The sequence below is a fragment of the Allorhizobium ampelinum S4 genome (genome assembly GCF_000016285.1).
In the GTDB taxonomy this organism is placed as follows: domain Bacteria; phylum Pseudomonadota; class Alphaproteobacteria; order Rhizobiales; family Rhizobiaceae; genus Allorhizobium; species Allorhizobium ampelinum.
In genome coordinates this window covers 364718-384836 of record NC_011989.1, presented here as the reverse complement: position 1 = coordinate 384836, position 20119 = coordinate 364718, and the positions used below count along the sequence as shown (strand labels likewise).

At 57.7% G+C, this 20119-nt stretch carries 22 protein-coding genes; 2 read left to right on the top strand and 20 right to left on the bottom strand.

The window, feature by feature from the left end:
* Nucleotides 1-127 precede the first annotated feature (127 nt).
* From AVI_RS01850 to AVI_RS01840, 3 genes are all read right to left on the bottom strand, one after another.
* Nucleotides 128-928, bottom strand: a complete 801-nt coding sequence (locus tag AVI_RS01850; protein ID WP_012654846.1) for an EF-hand domain-containing protein — start codon at nt 926-928, stop codon at nt 128-130.
* Nucleotides 929-1138: 210 nt separating this feature from the next.
* Nucleotides 1139-1891, bottom strand: coding sequence for a pyrimidine 5'-nucleotidase (locus tag AVI_RS01845; RefSeq protein WP_012654845.1), 753 nt, complete (start codon nt 1889-1891; stop codon nt 1139-1141).
* An 82-nt stretch (nt 1892-1973) separates the two neighbouring features.
* Nucleotides 1974-2918, bottom strand: a complete 945-nt coding sequence (locus tag AVI_RS01840; protein ID WP_012654844.1) for a nucleoside hydrolase — start codon at nt 2916-2918, stop codon at nt 1974-1976.
* 211 nt (nt 2919-3129) lie between these two features.
* On the opposite strand from AVI_RS01840, the gene AVI_RS01835 reads away from it, so the two are divergent.
* Both AVI_RS01835 and AVI_RS01830 read left to right on the top strand, forming a co-directional pair.
* The gene (locus AVI_RS01835) at nt 3130-3558 is read left to right on the top strand and encodes an Hsp20 family protein (RefSeq protein ID WP_012654843.1); all 429 of its coding nucleotides are present in this window, start codon (nt 3130-3132) and stop codon (nt 3556-3558) included.
* A 143-nt stretch (nt 3559-3701) separates the two neighbouring features.
* Nucleotides 3702-3959, top strand: a complete 258-nt coding sequence (locus tag AVI_RS01830) for a BQ00720 family protein (RefSeq protein ID WP_012654842.1) — start codon at nt 3702-3704, stop codon at nt 3957-3959.
* A gap of 229 nt (nt 3960-4188) precedes the next feature.
* On the opposite strand, the gene trmB is transcribed toward AVI_RS01830, so the two are convergent.
* The 17 genes from trmB to murJ form a co-directional block, all read right to left on the bottom strand.
* Nucleotides 4189-4887: a tRNA (guanine(46)-N(7))-methyltransferase TrmB gene (trmB, locus tag AVI_RS01825; RefSeq protein ID WP_012654841.1), complete on the bottom strand. Its 699-nt coding sequence runs from the start codon at nt 4885-4887 to the stop codon at nt 4189-4191.
* A gap of 5 nt (nt 4888-4892) precedes the next feature.
* Nucleotides 4893-6131 (bottom strand): methionine adenosyltransferase, encoded by a 1239-nt coding sequence (gene metK, locus AVI_RS01820; RefSeq protein ID WP_012654840.1) that lies wholly within the window; start codon nt 6129-6131, stop codon nt 4893-4895.
* Between the two features lie 173 nt (nt 6132-6304).
* Nucleotides 6305-6727, bottom strand: a complete 423-nt coding sequence (locus AVI_RS01815) for a helix-turn-helix domain-containing protein (RefSeq protein ID WP_012654839.1) — start codon at nt 6725-6727, stop codon at nt 6305-6307.
* A gap of 146 nt (nt 6728-6873) precedes the next feature.
* Nucleotides 6874-8460, bottom strand: coding sequence for an apolipoprotein N-acyltransferase (gene lnt, locus AVI_RS01810; RefSeq protein WP_012654838.1), 1587 nt, complete (start codon nt 8458-8460; stop codon nt 6874-6876).
* A gap of 229 nt (nt 8461-8689) precedes the next feature.
* Entirely contained in the window at nt 8690-9727 is a 1038-nt protein-coding gene (locus AVI_RS01800; protein ID WP_012654837.1) for a hemolysin family protein, read from the bottom strand.
* Nucleotides 9728-9739: 12 nt separating this feature from the next.
* Nucleotides 9740-10243 carry an rRNA maturation RNase YbeY gene (ybeY, locus tag AVI_RS01795; protein ID WP_012654836.1) on the bottom strand — a complete coding sequence of 168 codons (504 nt, stop codon included), beginning with the start codon at nt 10241-10243 and terminating at the stop codon, nt 9740-9742.
* A 36-nt stretch (nt 10244-10279) separates the two neighbouring features.
* Nucleotides 10280-11353 (bottom strand): PhoH family protein, encoded by a 1074-nt coding sequence (locus AVI_RS01790; RefSeq protein WP_012654835.1) that lies wholly within the window; start codon nt 11351-11353, stop codon nt 10280-10282.
* A 41-nt stretch (nt 11354-11394) separates the two neighbouring features.
* On the bottom strand, nt 11395-12828 hold the full coding sequence (gene miaB / locus AVI_RS01785) for a tRNA (N6-isopentenyl adenosine(37)-C2)-methylthiotransferase MiaB (RefSeq protein ID WP_012654834.1): 1434 nt from the start codon (nt 12826-12828) through the stop codon (nt 11395-11397).
* A gap of 90 nt (nt 12829-12918) precedes the next feature.
* Nucleotides 12919-13716: a lyso-ornithine lipid O-acyltransferase gene (gene olsA / locus AVI_RS01780; RefSeq protein ID WP_012654833.1), complete on the bottom strand. Its 798-nt coding sequence runs from the start codon at nt 13714-13716 to the stop codon at nt 12919-12921.
* 31 nt (nt 13717-13747) lie between these two features.
* Complete coding sequence (locus AVI_RS01775; protein ID WP_041696121.1) at nt 13748-14176, bottom strand: Fur family transcriptional regulator; 429 nt, start codon at nt 14174-14176, stop codon at nt 13748-13750.
* 37 nt (nt 14177-14213) lie between these two features.
* The gene (locus tag AVI_RS01770) at nt 14214-14711 is read right to left on the bottom strand and encodes a GNAT family N-acetyltransferase (protein WP_012654831.1); all 498 of its coding nucleotides are present in this window, start codon (nt 14709-14711) and stop codon (nt 14214-14216) included.
* Between the two features lie 172 nt (nt 14712-14883).
* Complete coding sequence (gene tsaB, locus AVI_RS01765) at nt 14884-15573, bottom strand: tRNA (adenosine(37)-N6)-threonylcarbamoyltransferase complex dimerization subunit type 1 TsaB (RefSeq protein ID WP_012654830.1); 690 nt, start codon at nt 15571-15573, stop codon at nt 14884-14886.
* A gap of 79 nt (nt 15574-15652) precedes the next feature.
* Nucleotides 15653-16213, bottom strand: a complete 561-nt coding sequence (locus AVI_RS01760) for a NifU family protein (protein WP_012654829.1) — start codon at nt 16211-16213, stop codon at nt 15653-15655.
* 163 nt (nt 16214-16376) lie between these two features.
* Nucleotides 16377-16868 (bottom strand): universal stress protein, encoded by a 492-nt coding sequence (locus AVI_RS01755; RefSeq protein WP_012654828.1) that lies wholly within the window; start codon nt 16866-16868, stop codon nt 16377-16379.
* An 89-nt stretch (nt 16869-16957) separates the two neighbouring features.
* The gene (gene trpS / locus AVI_RS01750) at nt 16958-18022 is read right to left on the bottom strand and encodes a tryptophan--tRNA ligase (protein ID WP_012654827.1); all 1065 of its coding nucleotides are present in this window, start codon (nt 18020-18022) and stop codon (nt 16958-16960) included.
* Between the two features lie 106 nt (nt 18023-18128).
* Nucleotides 18129-18533, bottom strand: a complete 405-nt coding sequence (locus AVI_RS01745) for a VOC family protein (RefSeq protein ID WP_012654826.1) — start codon at nt 18531-18533, stop codon at nt 18129-18131.
* Nucleotides 18520-20118 (bottom strand): murein biosynthesis integral membrane protein MurJ, encoded by a 1599-nt coding sequence (gene murJ, locus AVI_RS01740; RefSeq protein WP_012654825.1) that lies wholly within the window; start codon nt 20116-20118, stop codon nt 18520-18522. The genes AVI_RS01745 and murJ overlap by 14 nt, the downstream gene beginning before the upstream one ends.
* Nucleotide 20119 lies beyond the last annotated feature (1 nt).

Here is a 20119-nt window from a genome sequence, read left to right as displayed (position 1 = left end):
GGCAATGATGGCAGGCTGTCTTATGCCTGGTCAATTAAACCAAAAAATCGCCGTGCGTCTCTGACGCACGGCGATTTTCATTGAGGCCTGGTTGCATACCCGCAATCGGTTACCCGATCGCAAGCAATCATGGCAGCAGCGACGGGCCCTTCGGGAAGTCATCGGCCGAAATGAACCCATCCTTATTGGTATCCAGACGGGTGAACAGCTTATCGAGCGCCGCATCGGCTTCGGCCTTACTGATCTGGCCGTTTTCATCGGTGTCGACCTTCTCCAGCAGGCGCATCGCACCCATTGGACCACCCATTGGCCCCATCGCCATCATCGGGCGATGGCCATGAGGACCACCCATTCGCTCGCCCTCAGGACCGCGTTCCTTCGCCCAACGTTCAGGCCCTGGACGATGCGGACCACAACCGGCCATGCCGTCATCAGGCGGTCCCATGGCGTCGTCTTCAGCACCCAGGCCACCTGGCGGCGGCGGTGGTGGCTGATCCGTCGCCTCGTCAGGCTTTGGCCCATTAGGATCGGCTGGCGCGGCACCCTCAGGCCCCGGAGCCTTCGGCATGTCGGCACGCATGGCCTCCATGCGTGCTTCATGGAACTTGCGCAGTTCACCTGGCGTCAGAACGCCGTCCTTGTCGGTATCGATGGCCGTAAACAGCTTGTCTTCAGCAGCCTTGGCCTCTTCCTTCGAAATCTTACCGTCCTTGTTGGTGTCGAATTGCTGGAGGGCAAAGATGAACATCGCTGCCGGTCCACGCATCATCATCGGCCGTGGACCGCAGGCGTCGCGCATCTCTTCAGGCCGTGGCGGCGGTGGAGGTGGAGGTGGAGCCTTACCGTCTTTTGCAAATACGGCACCGGATGACGCGCTGACCAGCAGGGTAGCCGCCAGGGCCGCAATGGTCGTTTTCTTCGCACTCATGAAGTTTCCTTTCCTCGGTGCCACATCGTTTCAAGACCGGAAATCGGTTCTGTGATCGAACGATGCAGCCGTATCAACGTTGCAGAACACCGCCAGCCTAAGGCAGGCTGTGTTCTGCAATATCGAGAGGATAGGCACTCGCCCCTGCGGCGGCCACTTAAGGTTCTGTAATGCTAGTTACTTTTTCGTAATGTTGTACTTAATAACTATCTATGACCTGTCTGGCTCACTCTGAACCTGAAACTCTCCAGCTGCCAAAAGAGAGGCAAGAAAGCCAGCCAGATCGTCGGTGGCGTAATCGACATGCGCATGGCCTTCGTCGCTATCCATCCGCTCCCAGCTTTCCAGCACCACGGCTTCCAGATTGCGCGGCACGAGCAGTACGGTTTTCATGCCCAAGGCCTTCGGCACGACGAGATTGCGCGGCAGATCCTCGAACATCGCTGCCTGCCCGGCATCGATCTGCTTCAGCCGGGTGAATATGTCATAGGTCTGGCTGGCCGGTTTCGGCAGATAGGCAGCAGCAACGATATCGAAAATGTCGTCGAAATGATCGAGAATGCCGAGCGCCCTCGCCGCTGCCTCGGCATGTTCCACCGTGCCATTGGTGAAAATAAACTTTCGCCCCGGCAGAGCCTTGATCGCCTCGCCCAGAGCCACATCCGGCAACAGGGCGGAATAATCGATGGCATGGGCCTTTTCCAGGAAATCGTTCGGATCGACGCCATGATGGGCCATCAGTCCTGCCAATGTCGTACCATGCTCATGATAGTAGCGCTTTTGCAGGATGCGCGCGTCATCCGGCTCCATCTGCAACAGATCCGCAACATAGGCGGTCATGTTGCGATCAATCTGGGCAAACAGATTGATGTGATGCGGATAAAGCGTGTTGTCGAGGTCGAAGACCCAATCACGGATATGGGTAAAATCGGCGGGCTCTGGTGACGTTTTCGGTGTGCTCATCTCTCAGATGTGCCACAGGCCCGGCCAAAAGAAAATGGCCGGACCAAGACACCAAAAAGGATAAAGAGGATTTGCACCAGGTTTAAAGGCGCGCCAACCGTTCCGTCAGCAAGGCAAAGAAGCCGTCAGCATCGACATCGCGCATCACCTTGGCATTGGGCGTACGACCGGTCACGCGCCACCAGTCCACCACCGTCATGCCGACCGTCAGTTCAGATTCAGTTTCGATTTCCACGTTGCAATCACGCCCGGAAAACAGCTCCGGCTGGAGAAGATAGGCAATCACGCTGGGATCATGCAGCGGTCCACCATCCGAACCGTATTTCTCGATATCGAAACGCTCGAAAAACTCCAGCCAGTCCACCATGACCTTGGCCACCCGTGTACCGATGGCGCCAATGCGGGCAACCCGGGCCTTGGTGGTCAAAAGCTGGTGGGTGACGTCCAGCGGCATCATCACGATCGGGATGCCTGAACCAAACACAATCCGGGATGCCTGCGGATCGACATAGACATTGAACTCCGCCGCAGGGGTAATATTGCCACCCTCGAAAAAGCCACCGCCCATCATCACAAGTTCGCGAATGCGCGGTGCAATATCCGGGGCCTTTTGCAGGGCCAGGGCAATATTGGTCTGCGGTCCGAGCGTGCAGAGCGTAATGGTGCCCGCTGGTTCGCGGCGAATGGTGTCGATAATAAAATCGACCGCATGCTGGTCTTGAACCGGCATGACCGGCTCATCGACCTCGGCCCCGTCCAGCCCGGTCTTGCCATGCACATGTTCCGCCGTCACCTGGGGCCGCTCCAGAGGCTTTAACGCACCTTCATAGACCGGCAGGTCGGGCCGGCCCGACAGTTCGCAGACGATACGGGCATTGCGGCTGGTCATCGACAGGGGAACATTTCCTGCAACCACCGTCAGGCCGAGGACGTCCAACTGATCGGGACTGGCAAGCGCCAGCATGATGGCTGCGGCATCGTCCTGACCGGGATCGGTATCGATGATGATTTTTCTGGGCTTTTCCATGCGGGCCTATCCTTGGATTGATAGGGTTTGATGGACGGGCAGCCGGGCTATTGTCAAGATCTATCGTGCCGGTCAAACGCTTGTTTCCCGCCCTCGGGGCTCCCATATCTTAACCAAAGTACAGACATGCCGACCACCGGAAACACAATCCCGCAACGACTGGCCCGCAAGGACCGACTTGTCGTCTGGCGGGGGGCCAGACGAGGACAGAATGCGACGGACAAAATCCATCACCACACCCCTGCTGCTGGGTTTCGACATTACCGATGCCGTGTTGAGTCAGTTGGCCCGGACCAGCGACGGCTATCCGCCCTATAATATCGAGCTTGTTCGCCGCACGAGCGACCATGAAGGGGACCGGTTGCGGATTACCCTTGCCGTGGCGGGCTTTTCCGAGAGCGATCTGGAGGTTCTGGTCGAGGGAAACCAGCTGATCATTCGAGGCTCCCAGACGGAACGCCCGGATGCCGATTATTTGTTTCGCGGCATAGCTGCACGGAACTTTCAGCGCAGTTTCCTGTTAACGGACGGAATGGACGTTTCGCGCGCACGGATGCGAAACGGCCTACTGGTGGTCGAACTAATTCGTCCTGATACGCAGCAAATGGTAAGGAAAATTAATATTTCCGCCTCAGACTAGGATCATGGCGCTTTTGCACAAGTTCCTTGGACCGGGTCGGTTGGAGGACCACATCCTGCAAAAGATATAGGGTGTTACAGCAGATTTCGCGCGTCCTGGTGAAGGCTGTTGTGCCGCCCCTCCCTCAATGACGGAGATCCGGAATGTTGATTAAAGAAGCCACCTCGAAGCTCTCGAAAAATGAGCTGGCACATCTTGGCTCCGGCGAAGTGGGCTATATCCGCAAGATCCGTTACGACGAAGTGTCCCGCTGCTTTCCCGATGCCCCAGAAATCGACCCGCGCACGGATCTCTGGGCGCTATTTGCCGCTGACGGCACACCCATCCTGCTTACCGATAACCGCTCCTCCACCTTCTTCAAGGCCGCAGAAGACGAGTTGAAAACCGTCAGCCTGCACTGAGCTTTCATCGATAATGATTGACAGAAAACACCCTGCGCCATGCATTCGCAGGGTGTTTTGATTCGCACTCTGAGTGAAAATGAGAGCGCCTCTGCGGAGGCTTGAGCCTGTAACAGGCCACGGCAAGACCCGCCTCAATCAAGCCTGAATATTTCAAAGCTTTTATGCAGTTGAGATACTCGAAATCTTTTCCAGTCAGGAAGACTCGCGGCTCTTCAAGAGCCTTGGATTAGGTCCTGCGGAAGGTCAAATAAGCCGATGAACGGCCCTCGCGACGGGCTTTGGCCTCATAGCGCGTGCCTGGCCAGCCCTCGTAGGGCGTCAACCAATCGGCGGAGCTTTCGGCCAGCCAATCGAAACCGCCATGGTTGCGGCAATGCAGCAGCGTCCAGTTCACGTAGGTATCGATATCAGAGGCGAAGCAGAAATTTGCGCCTGGTTTCAACACCCGGTGAAACCGCTCCAGGTTGACCTGCGAGACGAAACGGCGCTTCCAATGCTTGCGCTTTGGCCAAGGGTCGGCGTAGAGAAGATCAATCTGGTCGATCGATGACGCTGGCAGCCAATCCAGCAATTGCGTCGCGTCATCGTCATAGACCCGGATATTGGGAAGGCCCTCATCCTCAATCACGGCCAGCAACTTGGCCATGGAATTGACGAAGGGCTCGACGCCAATAAAGCCGGTCGTGGCATCATGTCTGGCACGGTGGGCCAGATGTTCGCCCCCACCAAAGCCGATTTCCAGGCGGATGCGCTGCACCGGCACAGGAAACAGTGTCTTCAAATCGCCAGGCGCTGCCGACCCCAAGTCTAACTTGCGTTCGGGCAGGAGATGGGTCATCCGCTCGACTTGCTGGTCGCGGAGCGGCTTTCCCTTGCGACGACCGAAAAAGGCTTCGGTCGCCCGGCTACGGCGATCTGTGGTCATCGTATTCAGCCCTTCAAGGCTTCCTTGAGCGGCTTGACCAGATCAAGCTTCTCCCATGCGAAGGAGCCGTCACGGCCAGCCTTGCGGCCAAAATGGCCATAAGCGGACGTCTTGGCATAGATTGGCTTGTTGAGATCGAGATGGCGGCGAATGCCGGTCGGCGACAGATCCATCACGCTGCGGATTGCCGCCTCGATCTGGTCCTCGGTGTGTTTGCCGGTGCCATGCAGATCGACATAGATCGACAAAGGCTGAGCAATGCCGATCGCATAGGCGATCTGGATGGTGCAGCGCTCCGCTAAGCCGGCTGCAACCACGTTCTTGGCCAGATAACGCGCTGCATAAGCAGCCGAGCGGTCAACCTTGGTGGTATCCTTGCCGGAAAATGCGCCACCGCCATGCGGGGCCGCGCCACCATAGGTGTCGACGATGATCTTGCGACCTGTCAGGCCTGCATCGCCATCGGGACCGCCGATCACGAATTTGCCGGTCGGGTTGATATACCACTTGCAGTCGTCGGCAACCTTCAGGTCGCCAAACGCTTCGAGAATATAGGGTTCAACGACCGAACGGACTTTGGCCGAATCCCAGCTTTCGTCGAGATGCTGCGTGGAAAGCACGATGGAGGCGACATCGGAAGGCTTGCCATCAACATAACGGACAGTGACCTGGCTCTTGGCATCAGGGCCAAGTTTGCCCACGTCGCCCTCGCCCTTTTTACGGGCTGCCGAGAGAAGCTGAAGGATCTTGTGGGAATAATAGATCGGTGCAGGCATCAGGTCCGGCGTTTCGCCGCAGGCATAGCCGAACATAATGCCCTGGTCACCCGCGCCTTCGCCGCCTTCGTGGTCGGCAGCCTTGTCGACGCCTTGGGCGATATGAGCCGACTGAGAATGCAGGAGAACGTCGATCTTGGCGGTCTTCCAATGGAAGCCGTCCTGTTCATAGCCGATGTCGCGGATTGCCTTGCGCGCCGCAGCCTTGAACTTGGCAGGGTTGATGACCTCATTGCCGTTCTTGTCGGTCTTCATCAGGCTCGGCGGCAGGCGAACCTCACCGGCGATGACAACACGATTGGTGGTCGCCAGCGTCTCGCAGGCGATGCGCACCGTCCAGGGATCCACCCCGGTCCGTGCCGCTTCACGATAGACCAGATCGACGATTTCGTCCGAAATTCGGTCGCAGACTTTGTCCGGATGACCTTCCGAAACGGACTCACTCGTAAACAGATAGTTTGAGCGCATGCGGGATTCCCCTCAATGAACCAGATGCTCCTGTGATAGAGGCTCCAAGCCTCAAAAACAAGGACACAACGACATAAATATATCTTTATGTCAGCAAGCCTTTCTCAAACGTGACCAAGACATAAAAAAAGCGGCTTAATCGCCGCTTTTTTTCGAGCCCTGAAGGGTCCCGGTTATTCCGCGTCTGCGTCGGCGGCAAGCGCCTTGACCAGATCGACGACTTTACGGCGCACTTTCGGATCGTTGATCTTTACGAAAGCGCGGTTCAGCTGCAGGCCTTCGGAAGACGAGAGGAAGTCGACGACATAGTTGGAACTGGCCGCCTCGGAAAAGCCATTGGCGCCTGCTACAACCTGCTCACCCGGTGCATCCTCGAAAAAGAACGAGACGGGTACATTCAGAATGCTTGAAATATTCTGCAAGCGGCTGGCGCCGACACGATTTGTGCCTTTTTCGTACTTCTGAATTTGTTGAAACGTAATGCCGAGGCTTTCGCCCAGCTTTTCCTGGCTCATTCCGAGCATGGTGCGGCGAAGACGAATCCGGCTACCGACATGAATGTCGATGGGGTTAGGCTTCTTTTTGTTTTCGAGCATGTGACGATCCTGAAGACAGTTGAAATTGATCTTAACCCGTAGCGCTTGCAACTTCATATAACGTTACGTTGCACACGCCAGCGCTTCAAGCGCTGGATTACAAGCACTACCAAGCTACAGCACTATGCATTTTTAGGGGTTTTTCGTCAATTCACTCTCGATATTAAACCTAAACGAGAAATTACAGCCGCAGATAATAACAAAGCAGTTACCGCCCAAAAGTTGCATTTATTATGATTTACATTGGTTTCAGGCGCAGCTGATAGCGTAAAAGTTGCATTTTCCACGCCTTCAGCGTTCAATCGCAAACCCGAAAACACGCGTCCCCGTCCGTCAATTAAGGCAGAAATGCCATTATTGGCGGCGCGAATAATTGGCAGCCCAGTCTCGACGGCGCGTAATCTTGCCTGTTGAAAATGCTGAAATGGACCTGGCGTATCTCCAAACCAGGCATCGTTGGTGACATTGATTATGGCATTGGCCCCGGATAATCCCTTAACCATTTCGTCAGGAAAAATGACCTCGTAACAGATCAACGGATAGAGCTTCAGTCCCCCCGGAAGGGTCATCAGGGACCGTGATGCACCCTGAGAAAAGCCTCCCGGCAGGTCGATAATGTTGGTAATACCGAGCTTTGACAGGATGTCCTGCCATGGGACATATTCCCCAAATGGCACAAGATGGACCTTGTCGGCGGCGGCAAGGATCTGCCCCTGACTGTCGATTGCATAGATCGAATTATAATAGCGCGGGGCAATTCCGGCACCCTGATCTTCCGAACGGACTGTGCCGGTGATCAGCACTTGGCCCTCCTGCAACGCCCCGGCAATCTGCCGCAAGGCGTCTGGATTTTCGGTGAGGATGAAGGGAATGGTGGTTTCCGGCCAGACAATCACATCCGGGCGTGGCTGATCGGCCGGTGTCGGCACCGCTGTCAGGCGAAGATGTTTCTCGAAAATCGCAACGCGGTCGGTATCGTCCATCTTCGCTGCCTGGTCTATATTCGGCTGGACCAGACGCACTGTCACCTTCCGTCCGTCCGGCTCCGGCAGAGACAGCCGGTAAGCGCCATAGCCGAGATGGCCGCAGAACAATATTCCGGCCAACGCCAGCCCGAGCTTTGCCCCACGGCGGGTTCCCAGAAGAGCCGGGGCGGCAAAGACGAAGACGGCAAGGGCCGAAACCCCGAAAAGACCCAGCACCGCAGCCGATTGCATCATCAATGGGATGGGCATGGCGCCATAGCCGATGGCATTCCAGGGAAAGCCCGTGGCAATAAAGCTGCGCAGCCATTCGGTGATGCCAAACATCGCCGCCAGCGCGGCAATCCGGCCAAGGCCTTCGGACCAGAGCAGACGGGCGGCAAGGCAGGCCAAGCCATAAAACACCGCCAACACCGCCGGCAGGCCGAGCACCGCGAGCGGCAGTGCCCAGGCAAATTCGTCGGCCTCCACCATCAGCGCATTGCCCAACCACCAGAGCCCGGCCACGAAATAACCGAAGCCGAACAGCCAACCGATCCAGAAGGCGGACCGCAGTCCCCGCGACCAGCTCCTATCGGGATTGCCGCTCACACCATCGAGCAGCCAGACAAGCATGGAGAAGGAGAAAAACAGAGCCGCAAAGAACCCTACCGGCGGCAACGCCAGCGCCCCGACCGCGCCTGAGGCAATGGCAAGAAGGGCACGCCGCCATCCCGCCAGAAGCATGATCCTTGCCGCCAACCGTTCCATCTTCGCCCCCAAGACCTTGCTATTGCATAATTTCAAAGACCTCAAATGCTTGAGATACTTGAAAACGGAATACGGGCTGCCCTTTTCAAGGCCAGTTCGTATAGCACTTCAAATTTACGACAAAGGGCAAGACGCTGCCACAACCCTGCCTGCAAGAATCGAAGAGGCGGCAGTTCTTTTTACAAACTGCCGCCTCGTCTTTAACCATAGGTGATGGGCTACATGCCCGCTACTTACCCTGCCCGGATCCGACTGTCTGCAAATCGGCGCCTTCCTGCAGGCGCTTGGCAATTGGTGCCATGCGGGTGATACGGACCTTCTTCACTCTTCGCGGATCGGCATCGAGAATATGTAGCTCGAAGCCCGCCACCGCCTGCACCACTTCACCACGCTGCGGCACCCGGCCAATCGCGGTGGAGAGCAATCCGCCCAGAGTATCGACTTCATCGATTTCCGCACTGATATCGAAATCAGGACCGATCACCTCGGCGATTTCCTCAAGTTCGATGCGGGCATCGGCCAGATAGACATCCTGTGAGACGCGGGTGACCAGCGCCTCTTCCTTGTCGTGCTCGTCTTCAATGTCGCCAACCACCATTTCGACGATATCTTCATGCGAAACCAGGCCATCGGTGCCGCCATATTCGTCGATCACCAGCGCCATCTGGGTGCGGGCAGCCTGCATACGGGCCAGAAGGTCGGAGGCTTGCATGGACGGTGGCACGAACAGGATGGAGCGGATGATGCCAGCCTCCTCCAGCGTCACGCCAAGATCGACGCAGGCGAGGTCGAGGCCGTTGCCGTTCAGCGCCTTCAGGGTGATATAGGAGAGAAGATCGCGGATATGCACCATGCCGCGTGGATCATCCAGCGTGTCGCAATAGACCGGCATGCGCGAATGGCCGGTTTGCTGGAACAGGGTCATCAATTCGCCAATGCTGGTCTCGACATCGACAGCATGGATATCGGAGCGCGGCACCATGACATCTTCGACGCGCACTTCGCGAAAGCGCAGGATATTGTGCAACATCGCCCGCTCTTCGGCGGAAAAGGCCTCCTCAGCGGCCCTGTCGGACATCAGCGCGTCGGCGATATCCTCACGCAGATTGCCGCCGGCGGGTTTCAAGATCCGGGCGGCCCGCGCCCAGAAAGATGATTGCGGCTTGTGGGCCGCGGAACTTCGCTGCGGACTAGACCCCTCTTCGGAGGAGGAGCCGTCCTGCTCCTTCGTGGCCTCACTGGCCGATCGTGTCGAAAAATCGCTCATTTTACCGTTCTATCAAACCGGGACTTGACCCGCATAAGGATCAGATAAGCCAAGACCGGCCAAAATGCGAGTCTCCAGTCCCTCCATCTCCTCCGCCTCATCCTCGGTCATGTGATCATAACCGAAAAGGTGGAGGAATCCATGGACCATCAAATGCGTCAGATGGTCCGTAATCGTTTTCTCCAGCTCCGCCGCTTCCCGCTCCACAGTCTGGCGGGCAATGACGATATCGCCCAGCATCGGTCCCGGCTTATCGCCGGGCTCTATCGGATAGGCCGGAAAGGACAGGACATTGGTTGGCTTGTCCTGTCCGCGCCATTCGCTGTTGATCGCCTGGATCTCGGTATCCCCGGTGAAGACCAGAGAGACCTCTGCAGGCATCGGGGCAAAAGGCTGGCCTTCAGCAGCAATGAAATCCGCCGCATGGTCCAAAATCCGTGTGCTCAACGCCTCGAGTTCCGCCTCATCCGGCCAGCCATCGGCCTCGATAGCGATCTGAACGTCAAGTTTCTTCATCAATCACACGTACTCAACCAAGGACACAGCAACAGTTTATTCCGGCTTCTCGCCTTCGAGAGGCTGCGTATAGTGAGGCTCAGGCTGCGCATATTGGGCATCATAGGCCCTGACGATCCGCCCGACAAGCGGGTGACGCACAACATCGACATCCTTGAAGCGCACGAAAGAGACGCCTTCCACGCCAGCCAGAATATCCAAGGCCTCAACCAGACCGGATTTTACACCGCGCGGCAGGTCCACCTGGCTCGGGTCGCCGGTAATGATCATCCGGGAATTTTCGCCAAGCCGCGTCAGAAACATCTTCATCTGCATGGATGTGGTGTTCTGTGCTTCATCAAGAATGATAGCGGCATTGGCCAGCGTGCGCCCGCGCATGAAAGCCAGCGGGGCAATTTCGATTACGCCCGCGGTAATCGCCCGCTCCACCTTGTCGCCCAGCATCATATCATAGAGGGCGTCGTAGAGCGGCCGCAGGTAAGGATCGACCTTTTCCTTCATATCGCCGGGCAGGAAGCCCAGCCGTTCGCCCGCCTCGACCGCCGGGCGCGACAGGATGATCTTGTCGACGGCGCCACGTTCCAGCAATTGCGCGGCCTGCGCCACGGCCAGATAGGTCTTGCCGGTGCCAGCCGGGCCAGTACCGAACACCAGTTCGGACCGTTCCAGCGCCCGCATATAGGCATCCTGGGTCGGTGTGCGGGCAACAATGGTTTTCTTGCGGGTGGAAATCTGCGCCATGCTGAGCTTGGCCTTGCGCTCCAGCGTCGGCAAGGTCAGCTGGTCGTCGGCGGCCACCGCCATGCGGATCGCGCCTTCCACGTCAGAAGCTTCGACGCTGCCGCCGCTTTGCAGCCTGGCATAGAGGAAATCGAGCGCCCGGCGCGCCTGGTTGGTGGCCATGATGTCGCCGGAGATGGACACGGAATTGCCGCGCGCACTGGCTTTGATATTCAGCCGCTGCTCCAGCAACTTCAGGTTTTGTTCGAACTGGCCGAAAAGCTCGCTGGCATGCCGGTTGTTCTCGAACGTCAAGATGAAGTGATTGGCGTCGGTCGCGGCGGTTTTGGTGTTGCGCGAGGGTGAGGTTACCACTTCTGTTGCGTTCAAGCGATCAGGCTCCCTATCGGAATTCAGTCCCTGCCCTCACTCTAACTCTCTGCCACCTCGGCAAACAAGCTGTTTGGGCCGATATCCGTGATTCGTACCTGAATAATGTCGCCTATTTGCGAAGGTTTTGCATCAACATTCACAGACTGCAACCACGGAGACCGGCCAATAATCTGTCCCGGCATCCGGCCCGGCTTTTCCAGAAGCAGGTCCATGGTCTGCCCCACCAGCGAGCGGGCAAAGTCATGCTGTTGTTTTAACAACAGTTCCTGCAATCGAGCCAGTCGTTCAGTCTTGACGTCCTCGGCCACATGGTCGGGCATGTCGGCGCCAGGCGTGCCTGGACGTGGCGAATATTTGAACGAAAAGGCCTGTGCATAGCCGATCCGCTCGACCAATTTCATTGTGTCTTCGAAATCCGCGTCGGTTTCGCCGGGAAAACCGACGATGAAATCGCCTGATATGGCGATGTCAGGCCGCGCCTCCCGGATACGATCGACGAGAGCAATATAATCCGCAGCCTTATGCCGGCGGTTCATCGCTTTCAGGATCCGGTCGGAACCCGATTGTACCGGCAGATGCAGATAAGGCATCAACATGCGCAGATCGCGATGCGCCTCGATCAGCCGCTCGTCCATGTCACGCGGATGGCTGGTGGTGTAGCGTAGCCGGGCAAGACCCGGAATTTCGGCAAGCTTGTAAAGAAGATCGCCCAGACCCATCTCACGCCCATCCGGCCCCTTGCCGTGCCAGGCATTGACGTTCTGGCCCAGCAAAGTGATTTCGCGCACACCGCTTTCCACCAGCCTCTGCGCCTCGCCCAACAATTGAGCAAGCGGCCGGGAAACCTCGGACCCACGGGTATAGGGCACGACACAGAAGGTGCAGAATTTATCGCAGCCTTCCTGCACGGTCAGAAACGCCGTGATCATTCGGCGCTTGCCGGCGATCTTCGTTGGATCGGGCAGATGTTCGAACTTATCTTCCACGGCATAATCGGTATCGACCACCCGCTCTCCGCCCCGCGCCCGCCTCAAGGCCTGCGGTAGGCGGTGATAGGTCTGCGGACCGACAACGACATCGACGCCCGGTTCGCGGCGAACGATTTCCTCGCCTTCGGCCTGGGCGACGCAACCGGCCACGCCGATCATGAATTCCTCGCCTCTTGCGGCGCGAATCTTTTTCATTTCACGCAGCCGTCCCAGCGCCGAATAGACCTTGTCGGCGGCCTTTTCACGGATATGACAGGTATTGAGCAGCACGAGGCTGGCCTCCTCCATATCCTCGGTCGATTGATAGCCTTCAGCCACCAGCGCATCGGCCATGCGACTGCTGTCATAGACATTCATCTGACAGCCATAGGTCTTGATGAACACCTTCTTCTGCGGCGCAGGCTTTTGCTGGGCAGAGGCATGTTCAACCATGGCGGACACCGGCTCTACCGATGCTGAAAGGCTTGAAATTTCCTGGGTCATGGCGCGCTTTTATACCAATGATCGGCATTAGCAAAGAGTGCCGCATCATCCCAATGAAAAGCGGCAGACAGTTCGTTATTCTATAGTCTGCTATTCGATCGTCCGACCCAGCAGCTTTGACAGCAGCATGCGGCGGATCTCCGCTTCCACCGTAGCGCTCACCCGCTTGCGATTGCTATCCTTGGTATAGGCAACCGGCGCACCGAAGCAGACATCGACATCCACCGCCGCCACCTTGAGCAGACCAGCCAGATGTGGTCCCAGCGTGACATCGCCTGGCCAACTGACCAATGGCCGATGGAAGCGGCCCATCGGCATGCCATGGATTCCCGTATAGGCGATGGCAACCGGCTGCACATAGACGACGCCCTCAGGGGCAAGCGGCACCGCCATGGCGGCAGCCCCAAACAGCGAGGATTTGACCGGCAGCAGCCGGTTGCCGTCTGACGTCGTGCCTTCAGGAAACAGCACGACGATTTCACCATCCGCCATGCGGGCCGCAATATCATTGACCTGCTCACCGGAAGAACGCTTTTCCTCGCGGCGAATGAAAATGCTTTTTTGCAGCTTGGCCAGCGTTCCGAAAATCGGCCATTCCGACACTTCCATCTTGGCGATGAACACCACATCGGCAATGGAACTCAGCACCAGGATATCGGTCCAGGAACAGTGATTGACGGCCAGCATCAACGGCCTTTGCCGTTCCGGCAGGCCATGCACCCGCACCCGGATACCGAGAACCAGACAGGCAATCCTATGCCAGTAGCGCGGCAACAGCCGTCGTATTTTCAGATCGAACGCCAGGCCAAACAATTGCAGCGGCAACATAATCAGCGTGACGGCGACAAGCAGCGCCAGCATGAAGACAGTTCGGATGGTGATGATCATGGCTGCCACGAACAGCCAAAGCTTACCCTGCTCACGGCTCGTCCTTCGCCAATGGCACGCCATAGAGTTCCAGCCGGTGATCCACCAGACGGAAGCCATGCTCTCGAGCGATTCGCTCCTGGAGCGCCTCGATCTCGGGTGAGCGGAACTCGATGACCACGCCCGTCTTCAAATCGATCAGATGATCGTGGTGTTCTTCCGGCACGGTCTCGTAACGGGAGCGCCCATCGCGAAAATCGTGGCGGGCGATGATTCCGGCATCCTCAAACAGCTTGACGGTGCGATAGACGGTCGAGATCGAAATTTTGGCGTCTATCGCCGAGGAGCGGCGGTACAGCTCCTCGACGTCAGGATGGTCGTCGCAGCCTTCAAGAATGCGCGCGATGATCCGCCGCTGTTCGGTCATGCGCATTCCACGCTCCGCGCAGAGCTCTTCCAGCGTTTTCGGCGTCTCCGTCATGATGGTCCGGTTGCTCGTGAATTTCGATAGTCACGAGTTAGCGAAGATCGCGCCGCATGACAAGCGCTGCACTGCGACGACCGTTGGCATCGGCGTAATAAGCGGGCCGTTCGCCAGCTTTTTCAAAGCCAAGCTTGCGGTAAAGATTGATGGCGGGATGATTGCCATCATCCACTTCGAGGAACATGATTTCGCCGCCGCGCACCCTGGATTCGCGCATCGCGCCCTGCATCAGCCGCCAGCCAAGGCCGTTTCGGGCGCCCTTTTCATGCACGGCAATCGTCAGGATTTCTGCTTCGCCCGCTGCTTCGCGGGCCAGCACGAAACCGCTGAGCTGCGGCTTGAACATCAGCGTATTGGTCTGGCGAATCACGAAACCGAAAACATTGGGCTGCAACAGCAGGCTTTCAAATGCACCATCATTCCATGGCTGCGAAAACCGCTGACCATGCAATTCCGACACGTCGTGGCAATCGTCCAGCTCCATAGCGACGATTTCAAACTCGGCTTTACGGGCAAAAATTGTTTCAAGCATAAGACCCTCCCCAGAGTCAGGATAAAATATGTTTATTCCGACATGCTCACGGTACAGATTACCCGATAATTCCTAAGATCACCTGGGATTTATGGTGAAAATACGCAGCAGATTTAACTATATTGCGTTTATCGTCTACAAACCCACCAGCCCATCGTGCTCTAAAACAGGATCATGCCCGCGCCACGGCAAAACCTGCCTGCGGCTTGACATCCGGCCCCCGCAAGTAAAGCGGTTTTGGCTTGCCCGAGGCCTGCGCAACCGCTCCAAGCCTGGCAATATCCTCCATCGGAAAGTGATCTGCCTCCACTGTTGCAGCCTCTTCACTTTCCCCTGCCACGTCTTTCTCCAGCAGCCAGCATGCCGAACCGGTGACGCGTACTGCGCCGTGCCTGGCAAGCTCAGCCGCCATCGCCCGAAATTCGTCCACCGACAGCAATCGAGCGTCATCCAGCGCCACTGCATCAGGGCTGAAACCCTGGACATAGACCTCATCGCGCTTGGCATCCATCGCAGCAAGCACCGCAACCACGCCACCCCGCCTGCGCTCTGCCTCCGCCAGAACGGCAAGCGTTGAAATACCGACGATATCGACACCCAGCGCCAGAGCTAGCCCCCGCGCCGCCGACAGGCCGACGCGAATGCCGGTAAAGGAACCGGGACCAATGGTGACAGCAACCCGCTCGACACTGGGAAGCGCAAGTGACGCCTCGTTCAGGACCGCGTCGATCATGCCCATCAGCTTTTCGGCATGACCGCGGCCAATCGTTTCGCTTCTGGCCGCCAGCATCCGGTCAAGATCGCTGTCATACAGGCCAACAGCGCAATCAACGCCGGCGGTGTCGATTGCCAAAAGGATCATGCCTGCTCGCTTTTCATTGCGTGACGTTTCACATTTATCGAAAGCGCGGCAACCTAAGGGACGCCGCGCCCAAACCGTATCAAACGGCTTCGACTTCCTGCACTTCGGGAATGAAATGGCGCAGCAGGTTCTGCACGCCATGCTTCAGCGTCGCGGTGGAAGATGGGCACCCCGCACAAGAGCCCTTCATGTTGAGAAACACCTTGCCATCGCGGAAACCACGGAAAGTGATATCGCCGCCATCCTGGGCGACGGCCGGACGCACCCGGGTTTCCAGCAGTTCCTTGATGGTGGCAACGATGGTCTCGTCACCCTCGTTGAAGAACTCTTCGTCCGACGCCTCATCTCCGGCGACAGCGCTGCCCATGATCGGCGCGCCGCTCATGAAATGCTCCATGATCGACCCGAGGATGGCCGGCTTCAGATGCGGCCATTCGGCGGTATCCTTGGTCACGGTCACAAAGTCATAGCCAAAGAACACGGAGGTGACGCCGGGTATGGCAAACAGCTTTTCAGCCAGTGGCGAGGCCATGGCCGCTTCCCGGTCGCGGAATTCAGCCGTGCCATTGTCCATCACCACCTTGCCCGGCAGGAATTTCAAAGTAGCCGGATTGGGGGTGGATTCCGTCTGAATGAACATCACAAACTCCTTGCGAACCGGTCAAGCCGGGTCCGATTTAGAATGCTTCAAAAATAAACCTTCGCAGGTCCTGCTTCAAGCACTGGCTGCAAATAAAGATCTTATACCACGGCTCGAAGATGCCGAGGCAGTCTTACATTGAAGGCATGTCCAGCCTCACTTTTCAGCAAAGCGCGTCGATTTCTTCATTGCTCAGCGTATCCGGCAGCACGGTCACGGGAATGGGAAAGGCCTGTGCCCGCCCGGCGATCATCGAGACCAGCGGGCCAGGCCCATCCTTGGCCGAGCCTGCGGCCAGAACGAGGATGGCGATATCACGATCTTCCTCAATCACCGCCTGGATCTGCTCGGCGGCACTGCCCTCGCGGATGACGATTTCCGGCTCAAGCCCAATGGTTTCACGCACCGTCTGGGCGGATTTTGCCATGACCGCATCGGCGGCTTCCCGGGCCTCGGCCCGCATGATTTCCTCGACACCCAGCCATTGCTGGAAATCGCCCTCTGGAATCACATAGAGCAGAACCAGCCCGCCATTGGAATTCTTGGCGCGCCTGCCAGCATAATGGACGGCGCGGGAGCATTCCGGCGTATCGTCGATGACCGTCAGAAATTTCCGTCGGTGCCCGTCAAGACGCGATAGACGTTTCGATACCATGGCCTGCCCTGTTCGTCGGGCCGGATCGACCGGCCCCGATAACCGTTACCTGATGACGCGTGACACCTGCCACGCATCATCATCAAAGCTTAGCGCACGAAACCAATAATGTCGCGGATTTCCGTCATGGTTTTTTCAGCACGGACCCGCGCCCGCTCACCACCGTCCCGCAACACGGCGTCGATATGAGCAGGATCCCCCATCAAACGGCGCATTTCGCCAGTGATCGGCGACAGAACCTCGACAGCAAGTTCGATAAGAGCAGGCTTGAACACCGAGAACTGCTGCCCGCCGAATTCCGCCAGCACCTCGGCTTTGGTCTTGTCGGCAAGGGCTGCATAAATGCCAACCAGATTATCGGCCTCCGGCCGTCCGGCCAGTCCATCCGTTTCGCTTGGCAAGGCGTCCGGATCGGTCTTGGCCTTGCGGATCTTCTTGGCAATCGCCTCGGCATCGTCCATCAGGTTGATGCGCGACAGATCCGAAGGATCGGACTTCGACATTTTCTTGGTGCCATCCTTCAGGCTCATCACCCTGGGGGCCGGACCGTCGATCAGCGGTTCGACCATCGGGAAATAGGCATGCACCGGTTCGTTGCCGACAGTGATATCGATGCCAAGTCCGGTTGGGCGGATCTGCTGGGCAAAATCCAGGTTGAACTTCATGGCGATATCGCGGGTCAGTTCCAGATGCTGCTTCTGGTCATCGCCCACAGGCACATGGGTGGCGCGGTAGACCAGGATGTCCGCAGCCATCAGGCTCGGATAGGCAAACAGGCCAAGCGAAGCCTGCTCGCGGTCCTTGCCGGCCTTGTCCTTGAACTGGGTCATCCGGTTCATCCAGCCGATGCGGGCGACACAGTTGAAGATCCAGGCCAGTTCGGCATGTTGTGGCACCTGGCTCTGGTTGAAAACGATATGCTTGACCGGGTCGATACCCGCCGCGAGAAAAGCCGCCGTGATCGAGCGGATCTGGCCGCGCATATCCTCATGCACCAGCTGCGCCGTCAGCGCATGCAGATCAACGACGCAATACATGCAATCGTTATTCTCCTGGAGCGCGACGAATTTGCGGATCGCGCCGAGGTAATTGCCAAGATGGAGATTGCCGGTGGGCTGAACGCCGGAAAAAACCAGCGGCTGAAATTCGCTCATGATTGACCTCAGCAGGCTTGTGGAGGGCCTGATACCTCGTGTGGATTTACAGCGCTTATGCACAGGCAGGCGTTCCCGATCAAGCGGGGATAAGGCTGAGGCGCGATTATAATTTTGGCTCGATCAGGTCCCAGAGATTGCCGTAGAGATCTTCGAACACGGCAACTGTGCCGTAGAGCTCGTAACGCGGCTCTTCCTGAAAGACGATGCCATCAGCGATAAACGCCGCATGATCGCGGGCAAAATCATCCGTTTCCAGAAAAAAGGCAACCCGGCCACCTGTTTGGTTGCCGATTGTCGCCAGCTGTTTTTCTCCATCTGCCTGCGCCAGAAGCAGCCCGGCACCGTCTTCAGTGGGAGAGACAACCACCCAGCGCTTGCCATCGCCCAGGTCGATATCTGCTTTGCAGGCAAAGCCCAGCTTGCCGCAATAAAAGGCCAGCGCCCGATCATAATCATCAACCACCAGCGTTACGGTGGCGATGCGTTTTACCGGCCTATTCTGCGTCATCGGCGGCCTCGCTTGGCGTCGCGCGCGCCTTGCGCTTCAGATTGCGTCTCAGCATGCCAAGATCCGCGCCGCCGATCAGGAAGGCCAGCGAGAAATAGATCAGCATCGCCAGACCAATCTGGATGAACAGCACCAGCACCTTATGCAGGAAGGGTGAACCGGTGCCGATATACGGCGCGAAAAAGCCCGACAGCGCCATCAGCGCCGCCCCCATGGCCAGCGCCGCCAGCAAAAGCCGCAGCGCCCGTGACACCAGCGCCCATTCCACCTGCAAATGTCCGCGCCGTACCAGCATGGTGAACAGCAGAACCGTGTTGATCGCGCCCGCCGTCGCTTCTGCAATGGCGATGCCCCGCTCCTGCAACAGCGGAAACAGCGAAATGGCCAGCGCCGAATTGACCACCACCGAAATGCCGGTGAACCGCATCGGGGTTTTTGTATCCTCGCGGGCGTAAAAACCGGGCTGTAGGGCCTTGATCATCACGAAACCGGGCAAGCCCAAGCCGTAATAGGCGAGGATTGCCGCGACAATGGCGGTATTGTGCGCGGTAAACGCGCCGCGCTCATAAAGCACCCGGATGATATCATCCGACAGCACCCACAGCCCGACCGCCGCTGGCAGGGTCAGAAACAGCACGAATTCAATCGACCGGTTCTGAATGGTTGAAGCCTCGCGCTGGTGGTCGGATTTCAGCGCCCGCGCCAGCTCCGGCAAAAGCACCACGCCGACGGCAACGCCCACCACGCCCAAAGGCAATTGATAGATCCGGTCGGCATATTGCAGGGCGGCAATCGCCCCATCCTTAGAGGAGGCAATCGCCTGGCCGATCAACTGGTTGATCTGGGTAATGCCGCCAGTCACCGCCGCAGGGACGGCCAGCACCAGCAACCGTTTCACGTTGGGGGTGATCTTCGGCCATTTGAAACCGAGCCTTATCCCCGCATGGCGCACGCCGATATAGACCACCAGCAACTGTAAAATCCCCGCCACCAACACTGACCAGGAAAGATACCAGGCCGTCACGACAGGCTCGACACCATGGTAGAGCGCATAAAACAGTGCGCTGATCATCACCAGATTGAGAAAGATCGGCGCGACGGCGGCGGCGAAAAAGTGATGCAGCGAATTGAGCATGCCGCTCAGCATCGCCGTCAGCGACATGCACATCAGATAGGGAAACATCACCACGGCAAGCCGCACGGTCAGCGAAAATTTTTCCGCGTCATCGGCAAAACCCGGAGCGATGACAAACCGCACCAGCAGCGGCATGGAAAGCTCCATGGCGATGGTGATCAGCAACAGGACGGTAAAGAGGACGCCGAAGACTTCCTCGGAAAAACGCTTGGCGCCGTCCAGTCCGTTCGCCTCGATTTCCTTGGAAAACAGCGGCACGAAAGCGGCGTTGAAGGCGCCTTCGGCAAACAACCGGCGAAACAGGTTGGGAAAGCGGAAAGCCGCATAAAACACATCGGCCATCGGCCCAGTGCCAAGCGCTGCCGCCATCAGGGTTTCGCGGGCAAACCCGAACAATCGGCTACCAAGCGTGGCGCCGCCAACAGTGATGAACTTCTTGACGAGGGACATA

Bases quoted from the DNA above. Each gene is read 5' to 3' on its own strand.
- AVI_RS01815 (WP_012654839.1), bottom strand. From the start codon at position 6,727: ATGCTCGAAAACAAAAAGAAGCCTAACCCCATCGACATTCATGTCGGT.
- AVI_RS01835 (WP_012654843.1), top strand. From the start codon at position 3,130: ATGCGACGGACAAAATCCATCACCACACCCCTGCTGCTGGGTTTCGAC.
- metK (WP_012654840.1), bottom strand. From the start codon at position 6,131: ATGCGCTCAAACTATCTGTTTACGAGTGAGTCCGTTTCGGAAGGTCAT.
- AVI_RS01745 (WP_012654826.1), bottom strand. From the start codon at position 18,533: ATGACGCAGAATAGGCCGGTAAAACGCATCGCCACCGTAACGCTGGTG.
- AVI_RS01800 (WP_012654837.1), bottom strand. From the start codon at position 9,727: ATGAGCGATTTTTCGACACGATCGGCCAGTGAGGCCACGAAGGAGCAG.
- murJ (WP_012654825.1), bottom strand. From the start codon at position 20,118: ATGTCCCTCGTCAAGAAGTTCATCACTGTTGGCGGCGCCACGCTTGGT.
- AVI_RS01840 (WP_012654844.1), bottom strand. From the start codon at position 2,918: ATGGAAAAGCCCAGAAAAATCATCATCGATACCGATCCCGGTCAGGAC.
- AVI_RS01830 (WP_012654842.1), top strand. From the start codon at position 3,702: ATGTTGATTAAAGAAGCCACCTCGAAGCTCTCGAAAAATGAGCTGGCA.
- AVI_RS01850 (WP_012654846.1), bottom strand. From the start codon at position 928: ATGAGTGCGAAGAAAACGACCATTGCGGCCCTGGCGGCTACCCTGCTG.
- AVI_RS01760 (WP_012654829.1), bottom strand. From the start codon at position 16,213: ATGTTCATTCAGACGGAATCCACCCCCAATCCGGCTACTTTGAAATTC.
- lnt (WP_012654838.1), bottom strand. From the start codon at position 8,460: ATGGAACGGTTGGCGGCAAGGATCATGCTTCTGGCGGGATGGCGGCGT.
- AVI_RS01755 (WP_012654828.1), bottom strand. From the start codon at position 16,868: ATGGTATCGAAACGTCTATCGCGTCTTGACGGGCACCGACGGAAATTT.
- AVI_RS01775 (WP_041696121.1), bottom strand. From the start codon at position 14,176: ATGACGGAGACGCCGAAAACGCTGGAAGAGCTCTGCGCGGAGCGTGGA.
- AVI_RS01845 (WP_012654845.1), bottom strand. From the start codon at position 1,891: ATGAGCACACCGAAAACGTCACCAGAGCCCGCCGATTTTACCCATATC.
- trmB (WP_012654841.1), bottom strand. From the start codon at position 4,887: ATGACCACAGATCGCCGTAGCCGGGCGACCGAAGCCTTTTTCGGTCGT.
- ybeY (WP_012654836.1), bottom strand. From the start codon at position 10,243: ATGAAGAAACTTGACGTTCAGATCGCTATCGAGGCCGATGGCTGGCCG.
- miaB (WP_012654834.1), bottom strand. From the start codon at position 12,828: ATGACCCAGGAAATTTCAAGCCTTTCAGCATCGGTAGAGCCGGTGTCC.
- tsaB (WP_012654830.1), bottom strand. From the start codon at position 15,573: ATGATCCTTTTGGCAATCGACACCGCCGGCGTTGATTGCGCTGTTGGC.
- olsA (WP_012654833.1), bottom strand. From the start codon at position 13,716: ATGATCATCACCATCCGAACTGTCTTCATGCTGGCGCTGCTTGTCGCC.
- trpS (WP_012654827.1), bottom strand. From the start codon at position 18,022: ATGAGCGAATTTCAGCCGCTGGTTTTTTCCGGCGTTCAGCCCACCGGC.
- AVI_RS01770 (WP_012654831.1), bottom strand. From the start codon at position 14,711: ATGCTTGAAACAATTTTTGCCCGTAAAGCCGAGTTTGAAATCGTCGCT.